The 26,191-nt window shown below is 50.6% G+C and carries 23 protein-coding genes; 7 read left to right on the top strand and 16 right to left on the bottom strand.

Annotation, left to right across the window (positions count from 1 at the left end; all coding sequences use genetic code 11):
- Positions 1-2: 2 nt before the first annotated feature.
- From OOT00_RS12215 to pilM, 4 genes are read right to left on the bottom strand one after another with little or no spacing between them, the layout of a single operon-like run.
- On the bottom strand, positions 3-932 hold the full coding sequence (locus tag OOT00_RS12215; RefSeq protein ID WP_265425659.1) for a pilus assembly protein PilP: 930 nt from the start codon (positions 930-932) through the stop codon (positions 3-5).
- Complete coding sequence (locus OOT00_RS12210) at positions 929-1,609, bottom strand: type IV pilus inner membrane component PilO (protein ID WP_265425658.1); 681 nt, start codon at positions 1,607-1,609, stop codon at positions 929-931. Before OOT00_RS12210 ends, OOT00_RS12215 begins: the two co-directional genes overlap by 4 nt.
- Before the next feature lie 19 nt (positions 1,610-1,628).
- A complete protein-coding gene (locus tag OOT00_RS12205) occupies positions 1,629-2,183 on the bottom strand; it encodes a PilN domain-containing protein (RefSeq protein WP_265425657.1) in 555 nt (184 codons plus the stop codon).
- Positions 2,180-3,235 carry a type IV pilus biogenesis protein PilM gene (pilM, locus tag OOT00_RS12200; RefSeq protein ID WP_265425656.1) on the bottom strand — a complete coding sequence of 352 codons (1,056 nt, stop codon included), beginning with the start codon at positions 3,233-3,235 and terminating at the stop codon, positions 2,180-2,182. Before pilM ends, OOT00_RS12205 begins: the two co-directional genes overlap by 4 nt.
- A 729-nt stretch (positions 3,236-3,964) precedes the next feature.
- Between pilM and OOT00_RS12195 the strand changes: the two genes are divergently transcribed.
- Both OOT00_RS12195 and OOT00_RS12190 read left to right on the top strand, forming a co-directional pair.
- Positions 3,965-5,464, top strand: coding sequence for an ATP-binding protein (locus OOT00_RS12195; RefSeq protein ID WP_265425655.1), 1,500 nt, complete (start codon positions 3,965-3,967; stop codon positions 5,462-5,464).
- Positions 5,442-6,839 (top strand): sigma-54-dependent transcriptional regulator, encoded by a 1,398-nt coding sequence (locus tag OOT00_RS12190; protein WP_265425654.1) that lies wholly within the window; start codon positions 5,442-5,444, stop codon positions 6,837-6,839. Before OOT00_RS12195 ends, OOT00_RS12190 begins: the two co-directional genes overlap by 23 nt.
- A 403-nt stretch (positions 6,840-7,242) precedes the next feature.
- Here the strand turns inward: OOT00_RS12190 and OOT00_RS12185 are convergent, their stop codons facing one another.
- From OOT00_RS12185 to OOT00_RS12140, 10 genes are all read right to left on the bottom strand, one after another.
- Complete coding sequence (locus tag OOT00_RS12185) at positions 7,243-7,917, bottom strand: tetratricopeptide repeat protein (protein WP_265425653.1); 675 nt, start codon at positions 7,915-7,917, stop codon at positions 7,243-7,245.
- Positions 7,918-7,930: 13 nt separating this feature from the next.
- Positions 7,931-8,962, bottom strand: a complete 1,032-nt coding sequence (locus OOT00_RS12180; RefSeq protein WP_265425652.1) for an adenosine kinase — start codon at positions 8,960-8,962, stop codon at positions 7,931-7,933.
- 74 nt (positions 8,963-9,036) lie between these two features.
- Positions 9,037-9,507, bottom strand: a complete 471-nt coding sequence (locus OOT00_RS12175; RefSeq protein WP_265425651.1) for an SH3 domain-containing protein — start codon at positions 9,505-9,507, stop codon at positions 9,037-9,039.
- A 78-nt stretch (positions 9,508-9,585) separates the two neighbouring features.
- The gene (locus tag OOT00_RS12170) at positions 9,586-10,770 is read right to left on the bottom strand and encodes a hypothetical protein (RefSeq protein WP_265425650.1); all 1,185 of its coding nucleotides are present in this window, start codon (positions 10,768-10,770) and stop codon (positions 9,586-9,588) included.
- Between the two features lie 52 nt (positions 10,771-10,822).
- The gene (locus OOT00_RS12165; protein ID WP_368407600.1) at positions 10,823-11,800 is read right to left on the bottom strand and encodes a polyprenyl synthetase family protein; all 978 of its coding nucleotides are present in this window, start codon (positions 11,798-11,800) and stop codon (positions 10,823-10,825) included.
- Positions 11,800-13,134, bottom strand: coding sequence for a 30S ribosomal protein S12 methylthiotransferase RimO (gene rimO, locus OOT00_RS12160; RefSeq protein ID WP_265425649.1), 1,335 nt, complete (start codon positions 13,132-13,134; stop codon positions 11,800-11,802). The genes OOT00_RS12165 and rimO overlap by 1 nt, the downstream gene beginning before the upstream one ends.
- Positions 13,135-13,203: 69 nt before the next feature.
- Positions 13,204-14,022, bottom strand: coding sequence for a crotonase/enoyl-CoA hydratase family protein (locus OOT00_RS12155; protein ID WP_265425648.1), 819 nt, complete (start codon positions 14,020-14,022; stop codon positions 13,204-13,206).
- A gap of 82 nt (positions 14,023-14,104) precedes the next feature.
- Positions 14,105-15,124 (bottom strand): FAD:protein FMN transferase, encoded by a 1,020-nt coding sequence (locus tag OOT00_RS12150; RefSeq protein WP_265425647.1) that lies wholly within the window; start codon positions 15,122-15,124, stop codon positions 14,105-14,107.
- Between the two features lie 170 nt (positions 15,125-15,294).
- Positions 15,295-17,295 carry a hybrid sensor histidine kinase/response regulator gene (locus tag OOT00_RS12145; RefSeq protein WP_265425646.1) on the bottom strand — a complete coding sequence of 667 codons (2,001 nt, stop codon included), beginning with the start codon at positions 17,293-17,295 and terminating at the stop codon, positions 15,295-15,297.
- A gap of 15 nt (positions 17,296-17,310) precedes the next feature.
- Positions 17,311-18,201, bottom strand: coding sequence for a molybdopterin-dependent oxidoreductase (locus tag OOT00_RS12140; protein ID WP_265425645.1), 891 nt, complete (start codon positions 18,199-18,201; stop codon positions 17,311-17,313).
- 478 nt (positions 18,202-18,679) lie between these two features.
- Here OOT00_RS12140 and OOT00_RS12135 point away from each other — a divergent pair, with 478 nt between their 5' ends.
- A complete protein-coding gene (locus OOT00_RS12135) occupies positions 18,680-19,732 on the top strand; it encodes a tRNA dihydrouridine synthase (RefSeq protein ID WP_265425644.1) in 1,053 nt (350 codons plus the stop codon).
- A gap of 77 nt (positions 19,733-19,809) precedes the next feature.
- Here the strand turns inward: OOT00_RS12135 and OOT00_RS12130 are convergent, their stop codons facing one another.
- Both OOT00_RS12130 and mnmL read right to left on the bottom strand, forming a co-directional pair.
- The gene (locus OOT00_RS12130; RefSeq protein WP_265425643.1) at positions 19,810-20,259 is read right to left on the bottom strand and encodes a hypothetical protein; all 450 of its coding nucleotides are present in this window, start codon (positions 20,257-20,259) and stop codon (positions 19,810-19,812) included.
- A gap of 158 nt (positions 20,260-20,417) precedes the next feature.
- On the bottom strand, positions 20,418-21,350 hold the full coding sequence (gene mnmL / locus OOT00_RS12125; protein ID WP_265425642.1) for a tRNA modification radical SAM protein MnmL/YtqA: 933 nt from the start codon (positions 21,348-21,350) through the stop codon (positions 20,418-20,420).
- A 130-nt stretch (positions 21,351-21,480) separates the two neighbouring features.
- On the opposite strand from mnmL, the gene mnmG reads away from it, so the two are divergent.
- The 4 genes from mnmG (at position 21,481) to OOT00_RS12105 (ending at position 25,937) form a co-directional block, all read left to right on the top strand.
- Positions 21,481-23,367, top strand: a complete 1,887-nt coding sequence (mnmG, locus tag OOT00_RS12120; protein WP_265425641.1) for a tRNA uridine-5-carboxymethylaminomethyl(34) synthesis enzyme MnmG — start codon at positions 21,481-21,483, stop codon at positions 23,365-23,367.
- Between the two features lie 3 nt (positions 23,368-23,370).
- Positions 23,371-23,976: an ABC transporter ATP-binding protein gene (locus OOT00_RS12115; RefSeq protein ID WP_265425640.1), complete on the top strand. Its 606-nt coding sequence runs from the start codon at positions 23,371-23,373 to the stop codon at positions 23,974-23,976.
- A 152-nt stretch (positions 23,977-24,128) separates the two neighbouring features.
- Positions 24,129-24,920 carry an ABC transporter permease gene (locus OOT00_RS12110; protein WP_265425639.1) on the top strand — a complete coding sequence of 264 codons (792 nt, stop codon included), beginning with the start codon at positions 24,129-24,131 and terminating at the stop codon, positions 24,918-24,920.
- A 123-nt stretch (positions 24,921-25,043) separates the two neighbouring features.
- Positions 25,044-25,937: a DnaJ C-terminal domain-containing protein gene (locus OOT00_RS12105; protein ID WP_265425638.1), complete on the top strand. Its 894-nt coding sequence runs from the start codon at positions 25,044-25,046 to the stop codon at positions 25,935-25,937.
- Positions 25,938-26,191: the final 254 nt, after the last annotated feature.

The following is a 26,191-nucleotide window of genomic DNA, read 5'->3' as shown; positions in this document are numbered from 1 at the left end:
ATCTATTCTCCGGTCGGCTTCTGGAGTTTCAGTTCCCGTTGTTCCTCCCGGAATTCTCCGGAAAGACTTTCAACGATTTCCGTAACCACGATACGCTCCCGCTCAATGGCCGTAACCCTTCCTCCGTTCATGCCAATATAAGTTCCTTCCGTCACCACATAGCCTCGCCCGCTGGATTCCTCCACCATTGCCCTGGACCCCATGGGAGACCTCACAATCCCCACAAGTTTCAACTGACTCAAAGCAACCTTTTCAAGAGGAGTCTGAGGCACACGTCTTTCCGGGCGATCTTCTCTCTGGCGCACCTGAGGTCTTTCCTGAATCAGTGGGCGAAAAGGATCGATCCGGCCGGAAGGATCATAGATTGCAAAGCCTCCTTCACCTTCCAGCAGACCCTCCTGAAGAAAAAGAGCCGGTGTGAAACCCTCGGCGACAACCTCAGCAATGGATCCTTCCGATTCATTGCTACCTTCAGCAGCGCCGTCATCGGTCTTTATTTCTTCCACCTCGAGAATCAGGTCTCCTGATTCCTGCCTTTCCGGCATAACAGAGAGGCCAGCCTCAACCCCCTCTTCCGTCCCCGCTGTTTCTTCAGCAGCGGCCACCACATCCGGAGGCAGGAGGCTTTCTGCCTTTTCCTCCCCTTCATCCGCTTCCGTTCCGGCGGGAAGCATCACACCATCGCTGTCATCCATCGCTTCCGTCATATCAGAAACGTCTGGTATTCCATGGGAAGATACCACTCCCTCCTGCCCTTCCGCCTTCTTTTCGGGCTCAGGGAAAATAATATTTCGCCTTACCACCTCAACTTTTTCAGGCTCTGGAACAGGGGCAGAATCTTCTCCACAGCCGAAAGGGAGAATCAGAAGTGTTATCCATACCCCCAGCCACAGTCTCCGGTCCAAACCGACTTTTCTGCTTATTCTCATCATTGCGCGTGACCTCTCTGTGCAGACTCACCGGATGCAGATGCTACCTCCACAAAACGATAGGTCACAATCTGACATCGCGTCCGTATCGTCTGCCCCTTTTCCCTATCCGCCTGGCTCTGCATTTCCACCCCGCGAACATTCACCACACGAGGCATTCTGGCAAGGTGATCGAGAAAGGTTACCGTTTCATGAAAACCGCCAACCATTTCTACGGATACAGGAATTTCGGCATAAAATTCCCTCAGGACCTCTGACTCCGGTTTAAACAGCAAAAAATCCAGTCCGGCATCTCTGCCGGAAGCAGAAATGGATGACAGAAACATCGGAATTTCTCGTCTTTCCGGCAATGCCCTCATGGCCTCTTTAAAAGCCATCTCTTTTTCGGCTCTCTCTTCCTGAAGGGGCTTGAGCTGCCGAAGATTAGCCCGTGCCCTGACAATTCTATCTTCCACCAAACGGGTATCCTCACGGATCTGGGCCAACGCCTGCATTTTAGGAAGATAAAGAAGATAAAAAAAACCACCACAAAGAACTACCATGGTCACCGCAACCACCAGAAATCTCTGCAATCGTGTAAGACCATTAATCTGGTTAAAAAAAGGTTCCAGCCGGGCACTGGCATCGGCCAGCTGCTTGGTTACATTCCCCCCAGCTTTCTTTTTTCGATCTTCTGTCATAATGTTTACCTTCGCCTTATTAAGAACCTGCAGGATTTTCTTTCTGACATACCAGGGAAAAAGCCCTCAGAGCAATATTACCCTGCATCTGCTGCCGCACACTCTCAAGGCTGACGGAGGAAAAGAACCCGCTTTTTTCAAGATTAGTCATAAAATCCGCAACGGTTTTATCATCAAGGGCCAGTCCGCTCATTCGTACCGATCCGCCATCTTCTCTGTAAGTAAGAAGCCACATACGCTGAGCAATCACAGCATCCGTAAGTGCTTCAAAAATATCCACCGACCCCCGTCTGCCTGTTTCAAGGGACTCGAGGACAGCGATTTTCTGATTCAGAAGTTCCAGCTCCCTGCGGATAACTCCAACCTCCCTGGCTTCTCTTTCAAGGGTAGTGGCTTCTTTCCGCAATCGTTCAAGAACATCACGGCTTTCTCTCACCTGGGTTTCCATCCGCATATAAGCAACACCCATCACCAGAAAAACCAGTACAAGGGAAAGCAGGAAAATGGAAACCTGACGACGGATATTCTCTTTCTTCCGTGCCGCCCTGAACGGCAAAAGATTAATTCGTATCATTTGTCTTCCATCTTTCTCAGCGCCAAGCCCATACATACAGCAGCCTGGGGAGCCATTTTCCGGATATCATCCTCATCAATTTTATCGAGATCCACATGTACCAGCCCAAAGGGATTCATCACCGTAACCTCGGATCCGGTCTGTGCGGCCAGTGCATCCCTGAAGGTTTCGAGATGGGCTCCTCCACCGCAAAGAACAATTTTTTCAACCCGGTCTCCTGGGTAGGTGGAATAAAAAAAGTCCAGAGCCCTTCCTATTTCCGTACACCACTGGCCGACAACCTGACCAACAACGCCAGAGTACTCTTCTTCTGGCATTTTTTTTCCGCCACCGGCCATTTTCAGAGACTCTGCCTCTTCTTCCGAACATCCCGTGAAGGAACGGATTCTCGAATCAATCTGCCGGGAACCAAGGGAAACATCCCTCATAAATATGGAATCTCCCTCCTTCACGATATTCAGGGACATCTTTGCTGCCCCCACGTTCAGCAGGACCACTTCCTCTGAAGAAATACCGTGAACAAACTCATAAATATTCTGAACTGCCAGGGCATCGACATCCACAACGGCCGGGGTCAGACCGGCAAGCTCTGCCACTTCCACATACTGGGTGACCAGATCTTTCTTGGCCGCAACGAGAAGCACGTTCAGCTGATTCGGATTTTGTGGATTTTCCCCCATCACCTGGAAATCCATACGGATATCCTGAATATCGAATGGAATATACTGTTCTGCCTCCACAAGAATACTTTTTTGAAGGGCATCTTCTTCCATCACAGGCATGCTGATTTTTTTGATAATGGCAGAATACCCGCCAATGGACAGAGCAACCCTGTCATTGCGAAGCTGGTAAAGCGAAAAAAGTTCCCGGATGACGGCAGCAACATGCTCAGGATCCTTGATAATGCCATCTTCTATGGCACCAGCTTTGAGAGCTAATGCCCCGAAGCGCCTGAGAACCATCCCCTTTTTGGTTTCCACCAGTTCCGCCGCCTTCACCATGGCCGAACCAATATCCAGCCCTACTAGATGATTTGTCTTTCCAAACAACATGGCAGCCTTTCTAACCCGTTTTCATGAAAACATTATGGGTATGTGCTTCTTCAGCAATACCTTCCCGGTACATGAGAGGATCCAGCCAGACACACTCTGAATACAGCAGCATGGACTACAGCGGCCAAGATTCCTGTTGCAGACACCCCCTATTACCTGGCCGAAAGGATAGGCTGAACAGGGTCGACAAAGAAAACATCTGCAATGAGCATATGTCTGGAAGATTTTCCATTTTTCATGCAAAACAACGTTCAAGTCAATATTTTTATATGTTTTTACCTTTTGAAACGATCTCTTATACTTTATGCTGTGCCCTGAATCAGAAAGAAAGTATATGTAGACTAGCGTTTCGCTTTTCTTTCCATGCATTCTGAAAAGATTACCCATGGTTTACCGGTCGCCCTGAGCTGATCAACGGGCTACCCTCATACCTGTCCAAAGGATTTTACTCTTCAAGGAGCAAAACCATTTTTTTTCAGACAAATAACCGAATTCAGAAAAAGCAAATCACAGGCCATATGAAAAATTAATTTACATCCACTGCAAACCATCCTTTGGCTACCCTTGAGCAAGGTGCCCTCATAAAAAAATGACATTTTTTGTCCGAAATCGACAAAAAATGTCAAGCTCCCCGTATTGAGCTTAGTCGGCAAATCCACTACACTCCCTGTGTATCCGTGATACATAGACTCCAGATACTGACAACCTCAACAAAAGAAATGCCCGTACATGAGTAATTTCAAGCTGATTTCCGCCCCGGAACCACCCTCTTCCAAAAAAACAGCTTCTCCGAGCGAATCATTTACCCTCGTAAAATATTTTACTTTCAGCAGTCTCGTTCTCATGTTTATCGGGGCCATCATCCTTTCCACCCTGCACAGCCACCTGGTGCGCAATCTTTTAATCCAAAAAAGCGAAGAGTATGGCAAACTCCTTGTAGAAAATCTTAACCATCAAATTTTTATGCAGTTTCTTCTTCCGGTTTATTTTCAGTACGGGCAGATCCAGCTCAAAGATCCAGAACAGTTCCAGCGTATGGACGCTGTAATCCGAAACACTCTCCACAGTTTCCATCCGGACATGGTCAACATTTATGATCTTGACAACATCATATCCTACAGCTTTAACACCGAAATTGTCGGGGAAAAAAACCTGGGCGGCACGGGTTACCAAAAAGCCATGAAAGGAGAATCCACCACATCCTTTGTCCAGATTGGCAACATGTGGGAAATACTCTTCCGCTTTCCCCGTGTCACCCGCATCACGACCTTTGCTCCCCTGCGCATGGAAGATGCAACAGCCTCTCTTTCCGGCCCCATCATCGGTGTTGTGGAAATTGTTCAAAACGTTTCCGATGACTACAGAAAAATTTTCCGCCTTCAGTTGCTGGTCATTCTCACAAGCTCCCTTGTCATGGGAATCCTCTTCCTTATTCTGAGAACCATTGTAAAAAAAGGGGAAAGAATTATCGAAGAAAGAAATCAGGAACAACTCCGTCTCAAAGAAGAGGTTAACCAGAACCGTCACCTCTCTGCTCTTGGCGAAATGACAGCAACCATCTCCCATGAAATCCGCAACCCTCTGGGCATTATACGCAGCTCAGCAGAGCTCCTGCAGAAAAAACTTAACCGACTGGATCCCGGCAATACCATTGCGCAGGTCATTGTTGAGGAATCCACACGCATGAATGCCATCATTACAGACTTTCTTACCTATGCCCGCCCCAGAAGCATGGCACCTGTCCCTTGCCATCCCAACGATATCCTGCAAAAAAACAAACTTTTTCTTTTGCAGGAACTGGAAAATGACAACTTCGACCTTCAGATCTACTGCGCTCCCAAAGTGCCTGAAATTACAGCTGACCCTGCATTGCTTTATCAGGCATTTCTTAACCTCATCCTCAATGCCATGCAGGCCATGCCTCAAGGGGGTAAAATTCGAATCTCCATTCTCAATGACCCGGGCAGAATCCACATTATTTTTGAAGACAGCGGGCCGGGAGTTCCGGAAACAATACTTACAAAAATCAGGGAGCCCTTTTTCACCACAAAAGAAAAAGGAACGGGTCTCGGTCTTGGTATTGTAGATAAAATTCTCGTCGCCCACGGAGGCAGCATGGATATCAGCAACCGGCAGGAAGGCGGCGCCAGAGTAAAAATAACTCTGCCTTCCGCAAGCCCTGATCCAACCGGAGAGGACAGATCCCATGGAAACCATACTCATCGTTGATGATGAAAAAAACTACCCCCGCATTCTCAGCGCAATCCTTGAAGAGGAAAACTATGAGACACTGAGCTGTCATTCCGGCGAGGAGGCCCTTACACTGCTGACAGAGTCAGAAATAGACCTTGTTCTAACAGATATGCGCATGCCCGGCATGGACGGAATTTCCCTTTTGAGAGCAATCAAAAACAAGCAACCGGATCTTCCCGTCATCATGATGACGGCTCACGGCACCGTGGAAAAAGCCGTCGAGGCCATGCAGCAGGGTGCCTACACCTACATCCTGAAACCTTTTGAAAATGAGACCCTTATCCAGCATGTAGGAAAAGCCATGGATCTCTACCGGGTTGTCCGCGAAAACCGGCAACTCCGGGCAATGATTGCAGACCGCTTTTCATTTTCAAGTATCATAGGCAAAAGCGAAGCCATGCAGCAGATCTATGCCACCATACGGAAAGTCGCTCCATCCACAGCAACCATACTCATCGAAGGAGAATCAGGCACAGGCAAAGAACTGGTGGCCCGCGCCCTGCATTTCAACAGTCCCAGAAAAGAAAAGCCTTTCATTGCCGTCAACTGCACGGCACTTGCGGAAAGCCTTCTTGAATCTGAATTGTTCGGCCATGAAAAAGGTGCTTTTACCGGCGCAATCTCCATGAGGAAAGGACGGTTTGAGCTGGCTGACGGAGGCACCCTGTTTCTGGATGAAATAGGAGAATTAAGCCCCCAAATGCAGGTAAAACTCCTGCGCGTGCTTCAGGAAAAAACCATTGAGCGGGTCGGTGGAGGCAAAACCATTTCCGTTGACTTCCGTCTGATGGCTGCCACCAACAAAAAACTCCATGAAGAAGTGCGCAAGGAACGGTTCCGGGAAGATCTTTACTACAGACTCCATGTTGTTCACTTTAAAATTCCACCTCTGAGGGAAAGGGATAACGATATTCTGCTCCTTGCCGAGGCTTTTTTACAGAAATTTTCACCGCAGAGGACCGATGGGCAACCTCTCTCCGGCCTCAGCAGCCCATGCCGAAAGCATCTTCTTGACTACGCATGGCCCGGCAATGTTCGCCAGCTGGAGAATGTCATGGAAAGGGCCGTCCTTCTTGCCCCCGGCCCCATGATCACCCCAGAGGATCTTCCAAAAGAAATCCGGGAACAAAATACCCTGTCACCGGCCATTCCACTGGCACTGCCGGAGGCCTCACTCAGCGACAGCCTTGCCCATGTGGAAAAGGAACTCATTGAACGTGCCCTGAAAGCTTCCGACCATATACAGGCCCATGCCGCAGCCCGCCTGGGAATCACTAAAAGCGGGCTGCATCAGAAAATAAAAAAATACAACATCCGCGTGGGCTCTTCCCGTGACAAGGCAGATTCATGACGCTGTTCATAAAATCCACACCACTGAGTTAATAAAAATGAACATCGGAATAAAAATAAAAAACAAGCGCTTATAAAGAAGTCTCCCACACAGAAGACTACAAAGTTCAAATTTATGAACCCGCTGTTTCGAAACTATACACAGACCCCATCCGCACCGACCAGCAAATAACAAGGCAAACCATTGTTTTTATACAAAAAAAACAACAATCCAGCCAAGTGGCACAACACTTGCTAATCATAATGCTAACAAACAAGGCATTCTCCCTAGAAAAGCGGACCGACTGACCCCGGTCCGCTTTCTTGTTAAAAAGGCAGACCGTAAAATATTAAACCCAAAAAAAATGGCAGATATCTGAATGAATTCAGAACCATCTGCCATACCCATCAAGCGAAAAACACCATCAGAAAACACGCACCTCTCTGTAGGGTGAATCAGGATAGCGGTCCAGCATGCGCTCATAAGCCGCTCGACTTTTTTCCGGTGCTCCCATCTCCGCCTCCAGACGAGCGACATGGAACATGGCAGACTCCTGCAAAAAGAAATCTTTTTCCGATGCTATTCTCGTAAAATCCGAAAGGGCCGTTTCTTTATCCCCCAGTGCCAAGCGGACGTGAGCCCTCTCCCACACGATCAGACGGCCAAGCAACTTGTCCTTTCCGAGCAAAGAAAAAGCCACATCATAGGCTCCTAGTGCGGCCTCAGCATCCCCTGAATCAAACAGCATACGTGCCTCATAAATACGGGCCATACGGCCGGAAAGGGTTCCCGGACGGTCGTTCTGCAAAGCCCGCAGCTCTTCCAGCAAAACAGATGAGCTGCCATTTTCTGTCACCTCCGCCGCCTGCAGGACCAGCCCCAGGCGCGTGGCTGCATCCCTTTCAGCCGCCACCTGCCATCCCCAGTACCCAAAGCCACCAGCCAAAACCACAATCAGCACAAAGCCACCAATAACAAGCTCTCGGGTATAGGTATTACAGGCATCCCACACGCGGGTAAAAAAACGGGCAATGGGATCATCCTCAATCATATCAAAAGGAATTTCCGGCATCTTGTTTTTATTTGTTTTCTCTTCCATTACAGGCCTCTTTTCAGGAACCGACAGGGGACACTCTTGCCCCGGTGAGTAAGAAACGAGAGCAGATTCTCAACCATCCGGCCTCCGGAATCTGCGCCCCCACCACACAACAAACCTCGTACCCACAAGCGGAAGCCAAAGCTCCGCAGTTTTCCATGGGCCAGTCCAGAACAAGGCCATGCAAAAACCCTGCCGCCCACAAATCTCCGGCCCCCGTCGTATCCTTTACGGAGTTCCCGTTACAGGCTGCAATCTGCCATAATGTTTCTCCTGACCGGATAAGACTGCCATCCTTTCCCATTTTCAACACTGCCAGACCTGCCTCCGAAGCCATATATTCCAGTGCTTTCAATGGATCCCGATACCCCGTATAGGCATAGGCCTCATCCTCATTGGCTATTAAAATATCAACAAAGCGGGGAACAGCATCATGGAGAAGATCCGAAGCCGCTTCCACAACGGTAAAACTGGCTAAATCCATAGCCACCACCGCCCCGGATGATTGAGCTTCTTCCAGCACAGCAAAGGCAAGATCCGGATTGAAAAAGAGATACCCCTCCATAAAAACAATGGCAGCTGTCTCAAAATGCTCCCGGACAATATCGGAAGGAGCCAACTCAGAGGAAGCACCAAGAAAAGTAAACATGGACCGCTGCGCATCTGGAGTGATAATGGAAAGAACCCGGCCCGAAGGTGTCCGGGATACGGAAAGAACAGGATGTACACCCGAATTTTTCAAAAAAGACTCAAAAGCGTCTCCTGTTGCATCATTCCCCCTTTTACCCATAAAAACAGCTTCACCCCCAAGCCGGGCAAGGCCCTGTATGGTATTACAGGCAGCGCCACCGGGTACGGTTTCTCCAGCCTGAGGGATCTTCTTCATACAGCCATCCAGAAAATCTGAATCAACAAGGGTCATGCCACCTTTGATATGGCTGATCGTCTGCAGTTCCTCATCGGAAGCCCGCACAAGAATATCCGTAAGGGCAGAACCTACCCCCAGCACCTTTTTACCACGGGCGCTTATCCGGCTTCTTACATCCATATTCTTACCTTTCATTCATAAAAAAAGCAGTCTTCCGCCCACGACACGCAGACAAAAAACCGCTTCTGTTGTACCTACCAGACAAGATTCCTGTGGATCCAGCCCTCATCACCATCGGCATGACGGATGCGCACCCATTCGCCCTGACGTCCCAGCACCCTGAAAGGCACTCCTTTTTCTACGGTAAACACAATGGAATGACTGGTACCTGGCCCGGAACGAACGTTAGCCTTGGAATTTTTTACCACCACGGATGGTGTTGTACCTGTGAGGTTTGCTGAAACCCAGCCCTCATAACCTTCAAAATCCCGAAACCGAACCCACCCATCCCTTTTCTCCAAAACTTCAAGGGGGTAGTTGGCCTCCGCCTGCCATAGAACACTATGCTGTGTGCCAGGACCTGAACGCACATTCACCGTTGGTCTCTCCACAGTCAGACGCTCGGCAGCGCACACCATGGAAGTCATGACCATCCAGAAGCAAAGCGCCACAAGGCCCGCAAATTGATAGAGGTTTTTTTCCCGTCGTTTTGCCTCCTGTGCCAAAATCTGCCTCCTTTTCTAAAACAACCAAAAATTGACCTGCTCGATCTGCGAATTACACTCCGTAACCTGCCATATTCATCAAGGCGATGCCACCAGAGTCACCCGCATTCTATCCTCTTCCACATCGGAAATCCGCACACCAAAACGATCATAGCTCAGTCCCATCAGGGCCGTAGCCAGATCATTACCCCGACCCCTGTACCGCACACGAACATCCATACCCTGAGCCGTGATCTCCCGCCTTTCTATGGAAATAACACCTTCCACCTCATTCAAAGCTCTCCGGAAATGGGCAAAACGGGTCAGAAAACTATCACCTCCTATATCCATACGGATTTCCCGCACCAGGGAATCTTCCCCGGCCTTCCGTGACCATGCCGCCTGCAGCTCCGGACTGATACGGGCTGCAGCCCTTCTTCCCGCCTCATACAATGCATCCCGCTCACCGGCCGAAGGATTCTCATTCACGACCACGAGAAAATCTTCTGTTTCCGCCAGGACATCACCCGTTTCCGTATGAAGGGCAACCAGAAGAACCGACGCGCGGAAAGACTGTTTGCTATCCCCCATCACATTACCACCCGGCTCCACACGGGCACGCCCCACCAGAACAACAGGCGCACCAAAAAGAGCCCCCATGCGCCGTGCTTCCCTTGTATCCAGAACGGAAGGGGCCTCTGCTTCAAATGAAAACAGGGGCCGGTTATCCGGCAGGATCACATGGAACCCTGCCTGCCCCATCACCGTAACCATGGCTTCCATGGTCCTGCCACCTGTTCTTGAAATACTGGCATCTGGCACCCACCATTTACGGGGGGCATCATCCATAAGCCCCTGTTCGGAAACCATAAACAGAACACCCGGCAGACTCGAAAAGCCCAGCCCAAGCTCTTTCATGCGCCTTGTCAACTTTTCCCCGTCCGGTAGAACCCTTGCTACCAGATGATACCTGTTCCCTTCCTGGACAGTTCCCAGAATCCGGAATTCCCGAATGTACCCATCGGGTTTTTCCTCCCACAATGGATCCAGCATGGTCAGCGATGACGCGATACGAGACTCCGGCAGACTCTCCAGAACAAAACGCTCCACCGCTCTGGAAAGGGCCACCTGCTCTGCCCGGGACCGGGCATTCCGGCCCCCCTCTCCCTGAATTTCCGCTGTTCCCATGACAAGAAAGCTCTGCCCTCCGCCAGCCTGAACCCATGAAATCTGCGGACCTGCCAGAAGCAGAACACACCAGACATACCATATTTTTTTTACCATAGCCCTCTCCCTGAACTTTTCTGACAAAATACGGCCAGAAAAACCTGCCTGTTCAACTTTTTCTCACCAGCGCATAGGAGGCGAGCATTTCCAAAAGCTTTCTCTCCGGACCAAACGCCAGCAGATCCAGAGCGGATTGAGCCGCATCGACATGTCTTTCGGCCCGTTTTCGCGTGAAGGCAATCCCCCCTGCGGCATGCACAACAGCCTTCACGCGCATGAAATCTTCATTAGCAAAATCCGTTCCCGCAACTGACTCTAAAAAGGCTCTGTCCGCCGAATCAGCTTCCCGCAGGGCGCAGATCAGGGGCAATGTGGCCTTTCCTTCCCGCAGATCCGCACCGGGACGTTTCCCAAGACTGCTTTCATCCTCCGTATAGTCCAGAAGATCGTCGGCCATCTGAAAAGCCATGCCCAGCTCCCACCCATACCGGGCGGCAGCCTGCACCCTTTCCGGTCCGGCATTGGCCAAAAGCGCTCCTGTTTTACAGGAACCTTCAATCAATACAGCTGTTTTTCGTTCAATGACACGGTCATATGCCGCTTCTGAAAGCCCAAGATCCCCCTTGTTCCGCAGCTGCTCAATTTCCCCCTGGGCCATCTGTTCCGTAATATTGGCAATAACGGCAATAATTTCAGGGTTCCCTGTTTTTGCAGCAAGATTCAGCGAACGGGCCAGAAGAAAGTCTCCGGTCAATACCGCTTCCGCAGCACCAAAAAGCCTGTGGGATGCCGCTCTGCCCCTTCTCACCTCTGCCTCATCCACCACATCATCATGGATCAACGTGGCCGCATGAAGAAACTCAAAAATTCCTGCTACATCCGTCACAATGGCATCCCGTCCGCCCAAAGCCCTGTGCATCAGCACACACAGCAGAGGACGTAAGCGCTTACCCCCTGAAAACAGTGTATGACCGGCAATTTTACGGACGAGATCCAGCTCTGGAGTCAGATTTGCCACAAGGGCTTTTTCAATGGCTGCAAGATCCTCTGCAACGGCAGCAGCAATCTCTTTTTTCAAATCACCCATCAGTCCACCACATTTCCCGCAAGATCATAGTCAAAGGCATCGGTCACCTCAATGGTCACCACATCTCCTCCCGCAAGCCCGCTGCCATCTACAAAGGTAATGCCATCCACTTCAGGCGCCTGAAACCGGGTTCTTCCTTCGGCCAGATCACCTTCAGGCACCCCTTCAATGAGCACCTCATATTTATTTCCGATTTTTGACTGATGCCTTTCCCATGAAATACCTGCCTGCACCTCCATCAGCCTATCCCTCCTGGCAGCAGCCACTTCCGGAGGAACATGATTGTTCAGTCTGTGCGATGGCAGATCATCAAGATCAGAATAAAGAAACACTCCCAGATGATCAAAACGAATGTCCCGGACAAAAGCCAGAAGAATCTCAAAATCATCTTCCGTCTCTCCGGGAAAGCCGGTTATCAACGTTGTACGGAGGCTCACATCGGCCACCTTTGCCCGTATACGTGAAAAAAGAGCACGCAACCCTTCATTCGTATAGTGACGGCCCATACGCCGCAGAACCCCGTCTGCGGCATGCTGCACGGGCAGATCCAGATAGGAACAAAAATTGTCCCTGCTTGCCATCAGATCAAGAAGATCGTCACGGAGGCTTTCAGGATGACCGTACAAAAGACGAACCCAAACCTTCTCCCCTACAGCATCACATACCTCCGCCACAAGGTCACAGATATTCTGCCCATTCTGAAGATCCTTTCCCCAATCCGTTGTTTCCTGAGCCACCAGAACCACTTCCTTCACACCCTGGGAAACCAGATTACGGGCTTCCGCCACCACATCATGAAGAGAACGGCTTCGCTGTACACCGCGCAGTCGGGGAATGATACAATAGGTACAGTGCCTGGAGCAACCTTCTGCAATCTTGAGGTAGGCCGTATGCACCGCAACGCGAAAACGGGGCATGGCTGCTGTCTGCAAGGGTGCCTTCACCGGATCCGGACAAAAAACAGATCCGTTTTCCTTCATGAAAATATCTTCCTCTTCGAGAAAGGAAAGGATAGAAAAATAGGCGGCGGTTCCGGCAAAGAAATCCACCTCCGGCAAGGATACTGCAATATCTTCCTGAAAACGTTCTGGCAGGCATCCGGCTACTATCAGATATCGGCAGAGGCCTCCCTTCCGGAATGAGGCAAGCTCCAGAATGGTGTCTATGGAATCATCAATGGCATCCTGTATGAATCCGCAGGTATTGACAATAATAATAGCTGCATCCTCAGGCCCTTCTGCCAGCGGATAACCCGCTCGTACCATGTGGCCTGCCAACACTTCACTATCCACCTGATTCCGTGCACAGCCCAAAGTTTCAATATAACATTTCATGAAGAATGAAATACCCGTATCTTTCCCATTTTTGTGGTCAGCAGCAGAGACTGCTGACCACTGTCATGCCTATTTACCGGTAAACTTAGGAGCCCTGCGCTCCGCAAAAGCCGTAAAAGCCTCCATCAGGTCATCGGAAGGCACAATATTGGCACTGATGCTCGCCACGTAGTCAAGCCCATCTCCAACGGTTCGTCCCGCGCCAAAATTCAGAACATTTTTGGAGGCCTGCACGGCTAAAGGAGAGTTGGCTGCTATTTCCAGAGCCATGGCTTCGGCCGCAGCCATCAGACTGTCATGATCCGGGTACACGTCATTGACCAGAAGCACTTCCTTTGCCCGAACGGCATCAATGGTTTTAGCCGTAAATGCCAGTTCACGGGCAATGCCTTCTCCCACAATACGTGGCACTCGCTGCAAAGAGCCCACATCCGCCACAAACCCCACAGCTGCCTCTTTAAGACAGAAAGTAGCATCCGCAGAACAGATACGAATATCACAGGCACTGATCATATCCAGACCGGCACCGATGCAGTAGCCATGCACCGCAGCAATCACAGGCTTCCGGCATTTTTCTATGCAGCTCATGGTCTCCTGCAGCATCTTGATTTTAGGAATAAAGCGCCACTTAACCCCGCCCTTCTGCTCCTCCATGAGTTCCGGCATGGCTCCCACCATACCCATCAGATCAATCCCCGCACAAAAGGCAGGGCCTTTACCGGCAACGATAATAACCCGAATTTCCGGATCCGCATCCAGATCCGCATAAATAGAAGGCGCATCCTCCCATGCAGGAAGATGCATGGCATTTTTCTTTTCCGGTCGATTCAGATACACCCATGCCACAGGTCCTTTTTTCTCCACCAGATAGTAAGTGCTCTCCGTCATCCCCGCTCCTTTTCTTGTCAGTAAGGTTCCATCCTGCCCTGCCTGGGCAGCCCCATCATTTCTATAGCATCCATCGTATGAGTCAACGCAGTTTTTCCATGAACCCCGGGCTCATCCAGCTTTCAACAACCCCGCCGTCTATCTCTTTCACCACCAGAGCTTCCACTCCGTCCAGTCTTGCCACCATTGCCCTTGCCTTTTCCATACCCATAACCATGATGGCTGTGGCAAGGGCATCGGCCTTCATAGAGCTTTTATGAAGTACCGAAGCACTGACGATTCCCGTTTCCACGGGATAACCGGTCAAAGGATCCATAACATGGGAAAAACGACGCCCGCCAGACTCAAAAAAATTCCTGTAGTCGCCACTGGTCGCAAGAGATCCGTTGCAGATTTCCATACGAAGGAGAAGATCCGAAGGTGCCGACCCCGGAAAAGGCCGACTGATCCCTAAAACCCATGGGGTGCCATCCGGACGGCAGCCCCCCACACGGATCTCGCCTCCTATTTCCACCAGATAATGCCTGATTCCTGCCTCTTCAAGGGTCTCTGCCAGAAGATCCACGCCATAGCCCTTGGCAATGGCCCCCAGATCCAGACTGATTCCATCTTCCTGCTTACCAATTCGCCCATCCTCATAAAAGATAAGCCTGTTCATACCAACGTTCTTTTTCACCTGCTCCAGAGCATCTGTATCCGGCAGGTAGCCGTGATAACCATCCGGGCCAAAACCCCAGAGATTCACAAGGGGGAGTACCGTAGGATCAAAAGCTCCTTCCGTCCATTCATAAACCTCCCTTGCCGCATGCAATACCGTCATAAAAAGCACATCCGGTACCATGGTTTCTTCCGCTTTCATACGGTTAAAACGAGAAACATCACTGTTTTCAACATAGACAGAAAGAGATCGGTTAATGGCATGCAGGCGCTTTTCAAGAAGGTTCTGAACTTCACCGGGATCTGTGGATACGGAAAGGGCACAGCGAACCTTCCACTCCGTCCCCATGATTTTTCCGTCCATCTCCACCATGCGGACACGATCACAGCCCCAAAAAAATACCACGGACAAAACCACCCAGTAAATCCATGCCGCTTTTTTCATCCATCCTCCCTCACCACACCGGAATCATTTCGTATCCGGCGCATGTGGCCGCCTTGATCAAAAAACCGGCGTATAAAAAAAGACTACCCCGTATCTTACATATAAAAGCGAGTGAGCTTCGGGAAACAAACCCAGGGCTTTTCACCAGGGAACAGGCAACAAACCAGAGTTTATCCTGTTTTTCTCAGGCTGTCCTGGATTGCCTGTTCCAGCTGCCTGTATTTTACGGGCCTGGGGAGACAAAAAGAATATTCCCTGCCCACTGCACCCGTTCCGGGACAAAACATCCTGGCAGACAAAAGCCCCCAGAAAGGCGGGAAATGAGCCGTCCAGCCCCTTTGCTCCAGCAGGCGGAAGCCTTCCACATCTTCATCCACAAGAATCAGAAAAAACCCCTGCCTCTCCTCTCTGGTCAAAAACGCCAGCCGATCTGCAGAAGCAAGAATCGTCACACCAGCACCCCATTGACGCAGATAGCCCTCCATCTGGGCTGCCAGCAGGGGAGCCGAAACCAGCAGAAGCACACGGCGACCGGCGAGAAACCGGACAACCCTTTCCTCTACTTTTCGCACCTTGCCGAAGATAGCTGTGAACCAGAAAGTTGTTCCTCCGGATTCACGGGAATCAAATCCCATATCTCCTCCCATAAGGTGAACCAGCTGCCGGGAAATAACAAGCCCAAGCCCTGTCCCGCCATAACGGCGGCCCATGGAACTGTCTCCCTGGGAAAAGGGCTGAAACAGACTGCCTGCCCTTTCTTCAGGAATACCGATCCCCGTATCCTGGACCTCAAAACGCAGCACAAGGGTATTTTCTGCCTCACTTTCCGTAACAATCTGCAGATTCACATACCCTTTTTCCGTAAATTTTACGGCATTACCCACAAGGTTCACCAGCACCTGCTTCAGCCGCAGGGCATCTCCCATAAGAGAATCCGGCACCTTTTCATGAATCCACCCTGTCAGGGCAAGACCCTGGGTTGCTGCCGAGATAGCCAGAACATCAAGACTTTCTTCCATTACATCCCTAAGGGAAAAGGCCTCCTCATTCATATCCACACAACCGGCCTCTATTCGTGAAAAATCCAGAACCCGGGTAATAATATCCAGTAAGCCTTCACCGGAAGAACGGATCATTTCCGCGTAATTTCGCTGTACAGGATCCAGCTTTGTTTCAAGAAGCAGCTCAGCCATACCGATCACTCCATTCATGGGTGTACGGATCTCATGGCTCATATTCGCCAGAAACTGGCCTTTGGCCTCGCTGGCCGTATGGGCCTGAGAGGCCAGAACCCGGGTTGCCTCCATGAAATGCTCAAGCTGCACAAAGGTATCCACCAAATGATGACGCATTCGGCTGAAGGCGTCCCTCAAAGCCTCCACCTCCCGTGTTGTCACGGGCACATCCTCGGGTCGGATGGATTCAAGGTACTGGCGAAGAGCCAGAGGGGAATCCGCATCCTCAAGCCGCACAAGAGCGCGAGTCAGAAGGGACAGGGGCCGGATATGACGATGCAGAACCAGCACCATCCCTCCGGCAAGGGAAACCAGCAGTATAGCCCCTCCTATACCAACCAGAAAATATTGGGCCTGGATCTGCTTCCGCAGGGCCTGAGTGGAAAACCCCATCCGCAGATAACCCATCAGAGAATCTCCATAGCGGATAGGTCTGACGGCATCCAGCACAGGCTCACCAGCGCGTCCCCGCTCCACGCCCATATATGAAACCGGTGCTTTCAGAACAGCATGACGGATCTGAAAACGTTCTGTCTCATCATAGGGATAAAGACGCACCTCCATCTGATCCGCAAGCTTCAGACTTTGAACATCCTCCGGCACCACAAGGGGATCCCGGGAATCCAGAACATTGTCGTTCTGAGCAATCAGGATAACCCCTTCCGGATCCGTAACAAAAAAATAGATAAGATCTGGATCATTCAGAAAATCATGGGTCAGATTAACCGCAAGATTTGCCCAGTTTGCGTGATACAGAAGCTGTCCGCTACGGCGGGAAACTTCGTTCAGCACAAAATGAATTCTGCCATAACTCGATTCCCGCATTGCAACATCCGCTTTCCGGGAAATAAAAACACCCAGCAGTACAACCTGCACCGTAACAATAAGAAGAAGAAGAAGGGTCACCTTTGTCTGTAACCGGGCTTTTTGCCTCATCAGGTATCTCCCTTTTTATTCCACAATCATCTCGTAAATAAAAAACAGGGTATCCGGATTGGGCAGCCGCACTGCCAGCTGAGGATATTTCAGAACAGGGACCCAAAGCATCCATGGGCCGCCCCGGCTCACACCTAAAGGCCCCTCTTCATTGAGGCCAAAAAAAAAGAGATCCTTACCCTCAATATCACTGCTGACCAGTCGGAGTTCCTGACCTGACAGGCTTCTTAGCGTAACACCCGTAAAGGCTCCATACCGATCTTTCAAAAAATCACCCAGAATAAAACCCCTCAGAAACTGCCTCCGGGGACGTTCCGTGTCATAGCGGTAGCCCTTGGGAACGGGCGGGAGTAATTGCTTGGCAATCCTCTGGTTATCCGGCATTTGCCCCCCCAAAAAGATATGGGTTTCCGGTCCCCGTATCATCCGTAAAGGAAGGTCTTGCCCCCTGTCAGAGAGCAGCACCTTCACATACCATGCGTTGGCAGAAGGATGAAGATTCGCTGCATTGCCGAAAACTATTTTTAAAGGCCCTCCCCTGTGCCGGGGAATGGGCCTTCCATTTTCATTCCACGCCAGCATAGCCATGCTGTCTGCCAGCACGCCCATGGGAAAAGATGCCACATACTGGTCCTCACTGAGCAAGGTCACGCTTCCTTCGGCTTCACCTATCAAATCGACAATAAAAACACCTTCAAAAAGCACAGGCTCCGGGGAAGGGAAGTTTCTGTCCTGGCTGTATAACTCCGACGCTTTGGCCTTCAGTACCGATGCATCCAGCCGTACCAGACTGTGATCGGGGCCCATGACAAAAAGTTCAGGGCCTTCCGCAGCCAAGACCACGGCAGTCATCATCATCAGCAGCCAGCAGCACACACTTATTCTGCAAAAACGGAGTAATCCCATCAGGCCTCCTTCGTCAGCAAAACCATATTCAGGCCTTGCAATATTTTGCCGGGCTCGCAAAAATCCGGAATACGCCAACAGGGCCACAACGTAAAGAAACCCCTGATGCCAAAATGCAGCTTATGACACAACTGGCGGCGGGGCCTGACTTTTTGCTAGCCCGTCATCTTAAAACAAAAATGGAAGACCTTTCTTTTTGATCCGTTTTCCCGTCCTGAAGCCCCCTTTCTTCAAGTTGGGCAGACTATCGGTCTTAAAGCAAGGTTATCATTTTACTCCGGCTTCTTTTAAAAGCATAATTTTCTATATATGGTCCGGATAAAATCATGATAGAAAAACGTTTCTTATGCTTTCCATACCGAGGGTGGCAGCATCCGGGAAGCAAGAAAAAAAAAATTGACTCCCCCAAAAACAGGGGAACAGAGTTCATCTTTTTTGAGCATATCTTACCCTTCTCATCCAGAAAGCGTCAAGCAACATGGGTCTTCCTGCATCATCCTGTACCAGATCTCTGCTCCCCGATCTGGCTGAAAAACTCCGTCAGCCCTTTCTTATTCAGGGAAAGGAAATTCCTTTCCGAACAGCCCTTGCGCCCATGGCAGGTATTGGGCATGTAGCCTTTCGCCACTGGGTCCGCCACTTCGGAGGATGCGGGCTTCTCTTTACGGAAATGTGCAATGCCAGAGCACTCCCCCATGAGAATCCCGCCCTTTCCGAAGTGTTCCGATGGCAGCCCGAAGAGCTGGAATCTCTCATTTGCCAGATTTTTGGTGAAGATCCTGATCTTATGGCCCGCGCGGCCATAAGAATAGAAAAAGAAGGCTTTTTCGGCGTGGATCTCAATTTCGGCTGCTCCGTTGCCGCCATTTGCAAACAGGGAGGTGGCGCAGCCTTGCTCAGAAACCCGGACAAAGCCCTCGTCATTGTGGAAAAGGTAAGAAAAGCCATACGCATTCCCCTTTCCGTAAAATTTCGTACGGGCTGGGATGACAATGTGAAGAACGCCGTCGATCTGGCCCGGAAACTGGAAACAGCAGGGTGCGACCTCATCACTTTTCATCCCAGGGTAGCACCGGACCGTAGAAACCGGCCTCCCCGATGGGATCATATCCAAAAAATCAAGGAAGCCGTATCCATTCCAGTTCTGGGCAATGGCAATATTTTTACTGCGGAAGACGGTTTGCGCATGCTGGAAGAAACGGGCTGCGACGGACTGAGCATCGGACGTATGGCTGCCGCACGCCCCTGGATCTTTGCCGATTTAACGGGGCAACTATCGGAAGAGCCGGATACGGCAGCGTTGCTTCTCTCCATGCACGCAGGCTACTGCCGTCATTATGGAGAACTCCGGGGTCTGCGTCTGTTTAAAAAAATTCTGCCTTATGTCATGGCGGTCTATCCCTTTGGCCACCGCATGCATGCCCATATCCGCGCCGCCTCCCATGGCGAAGATCTCCACATGCGAATCCGCGAGGCCTTTGCCACCAATCCCCGACCCAACGCAGCTCCCAATGGTAACCTCATGGTGTAGGCCCAGAGAGACAACACCTCAGGCTGTAGAATCCTTCGGCCCTTTTCCTCTGGTTGAAAGGCCCTGAGAAGGGCTTTTCAAGGGATCTCTTCCAGCCAGGCACGCCCCATTCCGTAACGGATTCTTTCTGGATTCTGCACAAAAAGACCGGCACTTTTTTCTGTAATGGGCGTATAACTTGTGATACTCCCCCCATCCGCAGCAATGGTCACAAAGACAAGAACTCCCCGCACGGGATAAAAATAAATCGTCCCCCCTTCTCCCGGCTGCTGCCAGGAATAATCCACTGAAAAACAGGTGCCATAGAATACTTCTCCAACGGGGGGGCCCATACTGTGTATAAGCTCAAAGCGAACCCGCTTCTGGGTGCTGCGCCGATTTTTTTCCAGAATTTCAATATCTGCGACCCGGGCAATGGCTTTGACGCCCGAATTTTCAGCAAGCCGCGCATAAAAATCCGGTGGCATAACAGCCTGGGCAGAAGAGCTGAGACAAAAAAACAGACAGAAAAAAAATCTGTATCCCATGATACAGCCCTCCTGTTAAGCAGAACCCGTTTGTTATAGGGTGGGAAACATACCGGAAAGGATAACAGAAAAAAGCTTCCCCATACAGTCAAATCAACTACGTAGTGCAGGGCCTCCACCCACCAGCAACCATTCATTTCCTATTCTATCTGAATCTTTTACTGTTCCCCATGAAACCGGCTTCCCTGAACCGTACCCCGCATCTCAAGAAGTTGGAGAATGCGGTTTCTCACCCTTTCCTTTTCCATGGCCCAGAGGGGAGCCACCAGCTCCTCTTCATGGGGATCTCCCGTGAGGCGCTGAATCACCATTTTGGGCGGAAGTCTTTCCAGAAAATCACACACCGCTGCCACATAAGCATCTTCCTCCATGCAAACATAACGCCCCCGGGAATAAAGCTCTTCCAGAGGGGTTCCCCTGACAACATATAAAAGGTGGATTTTTACACCGTCCAGCCCCATTCGAGCCAACACTTCCGCCGTTTTTACCATGGCTTCCGGTCCTTCACCGGGCAATCCCAAAATCACATGGACACAGATATGGATACCCCGCCCGCGGGTCAGACTGACGGCCCGCTCAAAACAGGCAAAATCATGGCCCCTGCCAATAAACCCAAGGGTTGTATCATGCACACTCTGAAGACCGTATTCCACCCATACCAACACTCCTTTCTTCACATAGCTTTCCAGAAGATCCAGGATTTCACCATTTATACAGTCCGGACGGGTACCAATGGCAAGGCCCACCACACCATCCACAGCCAGGGCTTCATCCCAAATTTCCTTCAGCCTTTCCAGAGGAGCATAGGTATTGGTGTAGCTCTGAAAATAGGCCATAAACTTTCTGGCTTTATATCGCCTGCCCATATTCCGTTTACCTTCCAAAATCTGTTCCGTAACAGATTTCCCGATACCGGAGGCCCCGGTTCCCGAACCTCTGGGATTACAATAAATACACCCCCCCGTTCCCAGCAGCCCATCCCGGTTGGGGCAGGTCATCCCCGCATCGACACTGATTTTCTGTACTCTTTCTCCAAAATGCTTTCTTAAAAACGTATTCAGATCATAAAAACGCGCATGATTCTGACGCATATGCAAACACCCCCTTGACCCACAAAGGAACTGGGCCTTATAATTTTATGTTTTCAGAACGCTGCCGAAAACGACCCGGCAACCAAGCGCCTCTGACCATTTTCTGCAATCAGGAGATCATCACACAGCCATGGCCCATACACCCACCTACGACATACTTGTTATCGGCGCCGGTCACGCCGGTTGTGAAGCCGCTCTGGCCGCAGCCCGTATGGGATGCAGCACCTGCCTCTTTGCCATTGATCTTGACAAACTGGCCTCCATGCCCTGCAGCCCCTCCATTGGCGGCACAGCCAAAGGCCATCTGGTGCGGGAAGTGGATGCCCTTGGCGGTACAATGGCGGAAATCACAGACCAAACAGCCATTCAATACAAAACACTCAATACCAAAAAAGGACCAGCTGTCTGGTCCACCCGTACCCAGAATGATAAAAACCGCTACCACAGGGCCATGAAGCAGGTGGTAGAGCAATGCCCCGGCCTGGATCTTCGTCAGGCCCTCATTGAAGAACTGCTGGTGGAGAACGGACGCATCGTCGGAGTGATGGATCATACAGGCTTCTTTTACAAAGCCTCCTGCACCATTCTTGCCACAGGGACCTTCCTTTCGGGAAGGGTGCATATCGGCCTGCGGTCCATTGAAGCTGGAAGAGCAGGAGAATTTGCATCCTACGGTCTGGCGGAAAGCCTTAAACACCTGGGCCTGACACTAGGCCGCATGAAAACGGGCACCCCTCCCAGGCTCAAAAAAAATTCCATCGATTTTTCCAGATTCACCCTGCATACAGCAGACAGCGACCCCAAACCCTTTTCCTTCCGCTCCAACACCCTTTCCTCCCTTCCCCAGCTTCCCAGCTGGGTAGGCCATACCACAGCCAGAAACAGGGAAATCGTACTGGCCAACCTTGACCGCTCCCCCCTCTATTCCGGGCGGATTCAAGGGGTATCCGCACGATATTGCCCTTCCTTTGAAGATAAAGCTGTCAAGTTCCCCCAGAGGGAAACCCACCAGGTTATTCTTGAACCGGAAGGCATTGATACGGACGAAATCTATGCAAGCGGTCTTGGCAACAGTCTTCCCATGGATGTGCAGATTCCCTTTGTCCAGTCCGTTCCGGGCCTTGAAAAAGCCGAAATAATCCGGCCCGGCTATGCCATAGAATACGACTTTGTGGATCCTCTGCAACTGAAATCAAGCCTTGAAACCCGCCTTGTTCAGGGCTTGTTTCTCGCAGGTCAGATCAATGGCACTTCCGGGTATGAGGAAGCGGCTGCTCAGGGACTCTGGGCAGGCATCAATGCCGCCTGCAGCATACAGGGTCGCCCCCCTTTTATCCCGGACAGATCCGAAGCTTATATGGCTGTAATGGTGGATGATCTTATCACCCGTGGCACAAGCGAACCCTACCGTATGTTCACATCCAGAGCCGAATACCGCCTCCTCCTCAGGGAAGATAATGCGGACCTGCGCCTGGCGGAAAAAGGATATGACTTAGGCCTGGTGGATCAGGAAGGCGTAGAAAGGGTACGGGAATACGCCCTCCGCACGCGACTGGAAATGGAACGCATACGCAGCATCCACATCGGACCTGCCCAGGCCAAGCATTTTCTTCAACAGACAGGGTCTCCTGAACTGAAAAACGGCGTTTCTCTGGATCAGCTCCTGAAAAGGGCAGAACTGGACTATACCTGCGTGGAAGTACTGGCCCCTCCTGAAAAAAGTCTGGACCAAAGGGTCCGTCGCCAGGTGGAAATTACCATCAAGTATGAGGGCTACATACAGCGACAGACGCAGGAGGTGAAAAAATTCAGAGATCTTGAAAAAATCAAAATTCCTGAGGACTTTCCCTACGAGGGACTTCCCGGTCTTTCCAGAGAACTCAGCAGCAAACTACAGAAAATCCGCCCTGAAACTCTGGGGCAGGCGTCCCGCATGGAAGGGATGACACCAGCCGCCCTGGCCTTGATCCGTGTGGCATTAAAAAAGCAGCTATCCCCCACCACAGATCAGACATAAGCCATGTTCCGAGCACAGAATATAAAAATCCATCATATTGGCCCTGTCTCCCTTTCCGTTGAAGCAGGGGAGTGCGCAGGCATTTCCGGCCCCTCCGGAGCAGGTAAAAGTATTCTGTTCCGGGCCTTTGCGGATATAGAGGTGTTTTCCGGCACCCTGATGCTGGACAATGTAATCCATACGGACATGTCAGGACCGCAGTGGCGCAGACAGGTTGCTTTGATGCCCGCAGAGAGTCAATGGTGGCTTCATACCGCTGGTGAGCATTTTCCCGGTACCTTTCCTGAAAAAGAAACTGCTTTTATGGGATTTCCGCCGGATGTGCCCTCATGGGAAATTCATCGTCTGTCCAGCGGCGAGAAACAACGTCTCGCACTGCTGCGTATTCTGGCCAATGAACCAAAGGTGCTGCTTCTGGATGAACCAACTGCCAATCTGGACGCTGAGGGCACAAAACTCATGGAAAAACTGATATTTGATTACCAGAAGAGGACCCGGGCTTCCCTTATCTGGATCAGCCACAATCCGGAACAACTGCAACGCGTATGTCACACCCTTTATTACCTGGCAAACGGGATTCTCTCCCATTCCGGAAGGGTTCTTTACTGATAAAACCAACTGTTCTGCCCGATATGGAATCTCCGGCTCTACCCTTCGGAACCCCTGACATGAACACTAAAACCGCTTTTTCACATGACTGTCTTCATGGGGAAACAGTCAGACAAACCAGGGCCCTGCTCCATCACTCCAGAAAGGACGCCATGATACTGCTTACGCCTTTTGATCTGGCACTGGCCTCTCTTCTCATTCTGATCAATGCTGGCCTCTCACTTTTTCTGCGGCTGGGCATCGGCCGTCAGCTGATGATTTCCGCTGCCCGGGCAACAGCGCAGCTTTCTCTTCTCGGATTTGCCCTCAAATTCATCTTTGAGCTCATTCATCCTGGCCTGCTCGGCCTTATGGTTCTTTTTATGCTTGCAACGGCAGGCTGGGAAGTCATGCGACGCCAGTCCTTGCGCTTTGCAGGACCATGGGGCTTCGGCATCGGCACAGGAGCCATGTGCCTCTCTTCTTTTCTGATTACTCTTTTTGCCCTTATGGTAATCATCTCCCAAGACCCATGGTACACCCCTCAATATGCCATACCCCTGCTGGGCATGATTCTCGGAAATACCATGAACGGCATTGCCATCGGCCTTGACCGCCTTACCCAGACCCTGTGGGAAAAAAAAGCCATCATCGAAACCCGGCTCATGCTGGGCCAGCGCTTTTCTGAAGCGGTTTCAGATATCCGGAAAGACAGTATACGAAGCGGCATGATTCCCATCATCAACGCCATGAGTGTGGCAGGCATTGTCAGCCTTCCCGGCATGATGACAGGACAGATTCTGGCAGGTGCCCCCCCCATGGAGGCGGTAAAATATCAGATTCTCATCATGTTTCTCATAGCCGGCAGCACGGGCTTTGGTACCATTTTTGCTGTAACAGCAGGGGCCAGACGACTTTCCGACCACAGGGAACGCTTGCGCCTCGATCGTCTAAAAAAATATTGATAAGCAAAAAAAACAAAAACTTATAACACAAAACACTCCTTGACATATGGCAAAATAAGCCTATCTTTTCAGCGATACATTCATCTGAGAAGAGTACGGTAAGGATAGACAAAGCGAGGTTCTATGAGTCATACGGATTATTATACACTTCTTGGCGTGGATCGCAGAGCCAGCGCCGATGAAATCAAAAAAGCCTACAGAAGGCTTGCCGTAAAACATCATCCGGATAAAAATCCCAACGACCCCGGTGCAGAAGCCACTTTTAAAAAAATCAGTGAAGCCTATGCCGTTCTAAGCGATCCGGAAAAAAGACAGCAGTATGATATGTACGGTTCCACGGGTTTCCAGCAACGCTACAGCCAGGAAGACATTTTCAGAAACTTTGATTTTTCTGATATTTTCCGGGAGTTTGGATTTGGCGGATCCGGGTTTTCATCTTTTTTCGGAAACAACAGCCGAAAAGGATCTTCACGCTTCCATCAAGCCCCGGCTAAAGGGCAGGACAGAATTTACCGGTTGCCGCTGACCCTCAGGGAAATAGCCGAAGGCACGCAAAAAACCCTGAGCTTTTCCATACAGGATAAAAACGAGCAGCTGCAGGTTAGGATTCCCAAAGGAATGCTACCCGGGAAAAAAATACGGCTGGCAGGAAAAGGTGACCCTGCAGGCTTTGGAGGTGAACCGGGCGATCTCTATATTCAGGCATCCCTCGTACCAGACCCCATCTTCCGACATGAGGGTCAGGACCTGTATATGGACCACAGCATCCGGCTCACCGAAGCTCTGCTCGGGACCCGTATCCGGGTTCCCACACTGGATGGCAGTGAGCTGGAAGTGAATATTGCTCCCGGCACCCCGCACAAAACACGTATGCGCATCCCCGGGCGGGGGCTTCCTGTTATGCAGCGTCCTCAGGAAAAAGGAGATCTTTTTATCAATGTCTTTATAGATATGCCTAAAACTCTTAGCGCTGAACAAAAGAACCTGGTAGAAAATTTAAAAGATACAGGGATTTAAAACATCCTCTTTTCTACATGAAACCTGCACTGTAATCCGGTAGACCGGTTGACTTTCTTCCGGATACCGGATATTTTTATCCTGTTAAGATTTTACAGAAACTGACAGAGACAATTTAGTGGTGGTAAGGATTATTTTTCATGGTGGATCTTATACCGGTTTTTTCTGAAGAAGACATTCGCACACGCGTCAAAGCCGTTGCTCAACAGATTTCCGAAGATCACAAGGGAAAAAAACTGGTTCTTATCGGCGTT

The sequence above is a fragment of the Desulfobotulus pelophilus genome (genome assembly GCF_026155325.1).
GTDB classification, from domain to species: domain Bacteria; phylum Desulfobacterota; class Desulfobacteria; order Desulfobacterales; family ASO4-4; genus Desulfobotulus; species Desulfobotulus pelophilus.
Note: the sequence above shows the minus strand (reverse complement) of the source record. Positions and strands in the feature narration are given on the sequence as shown.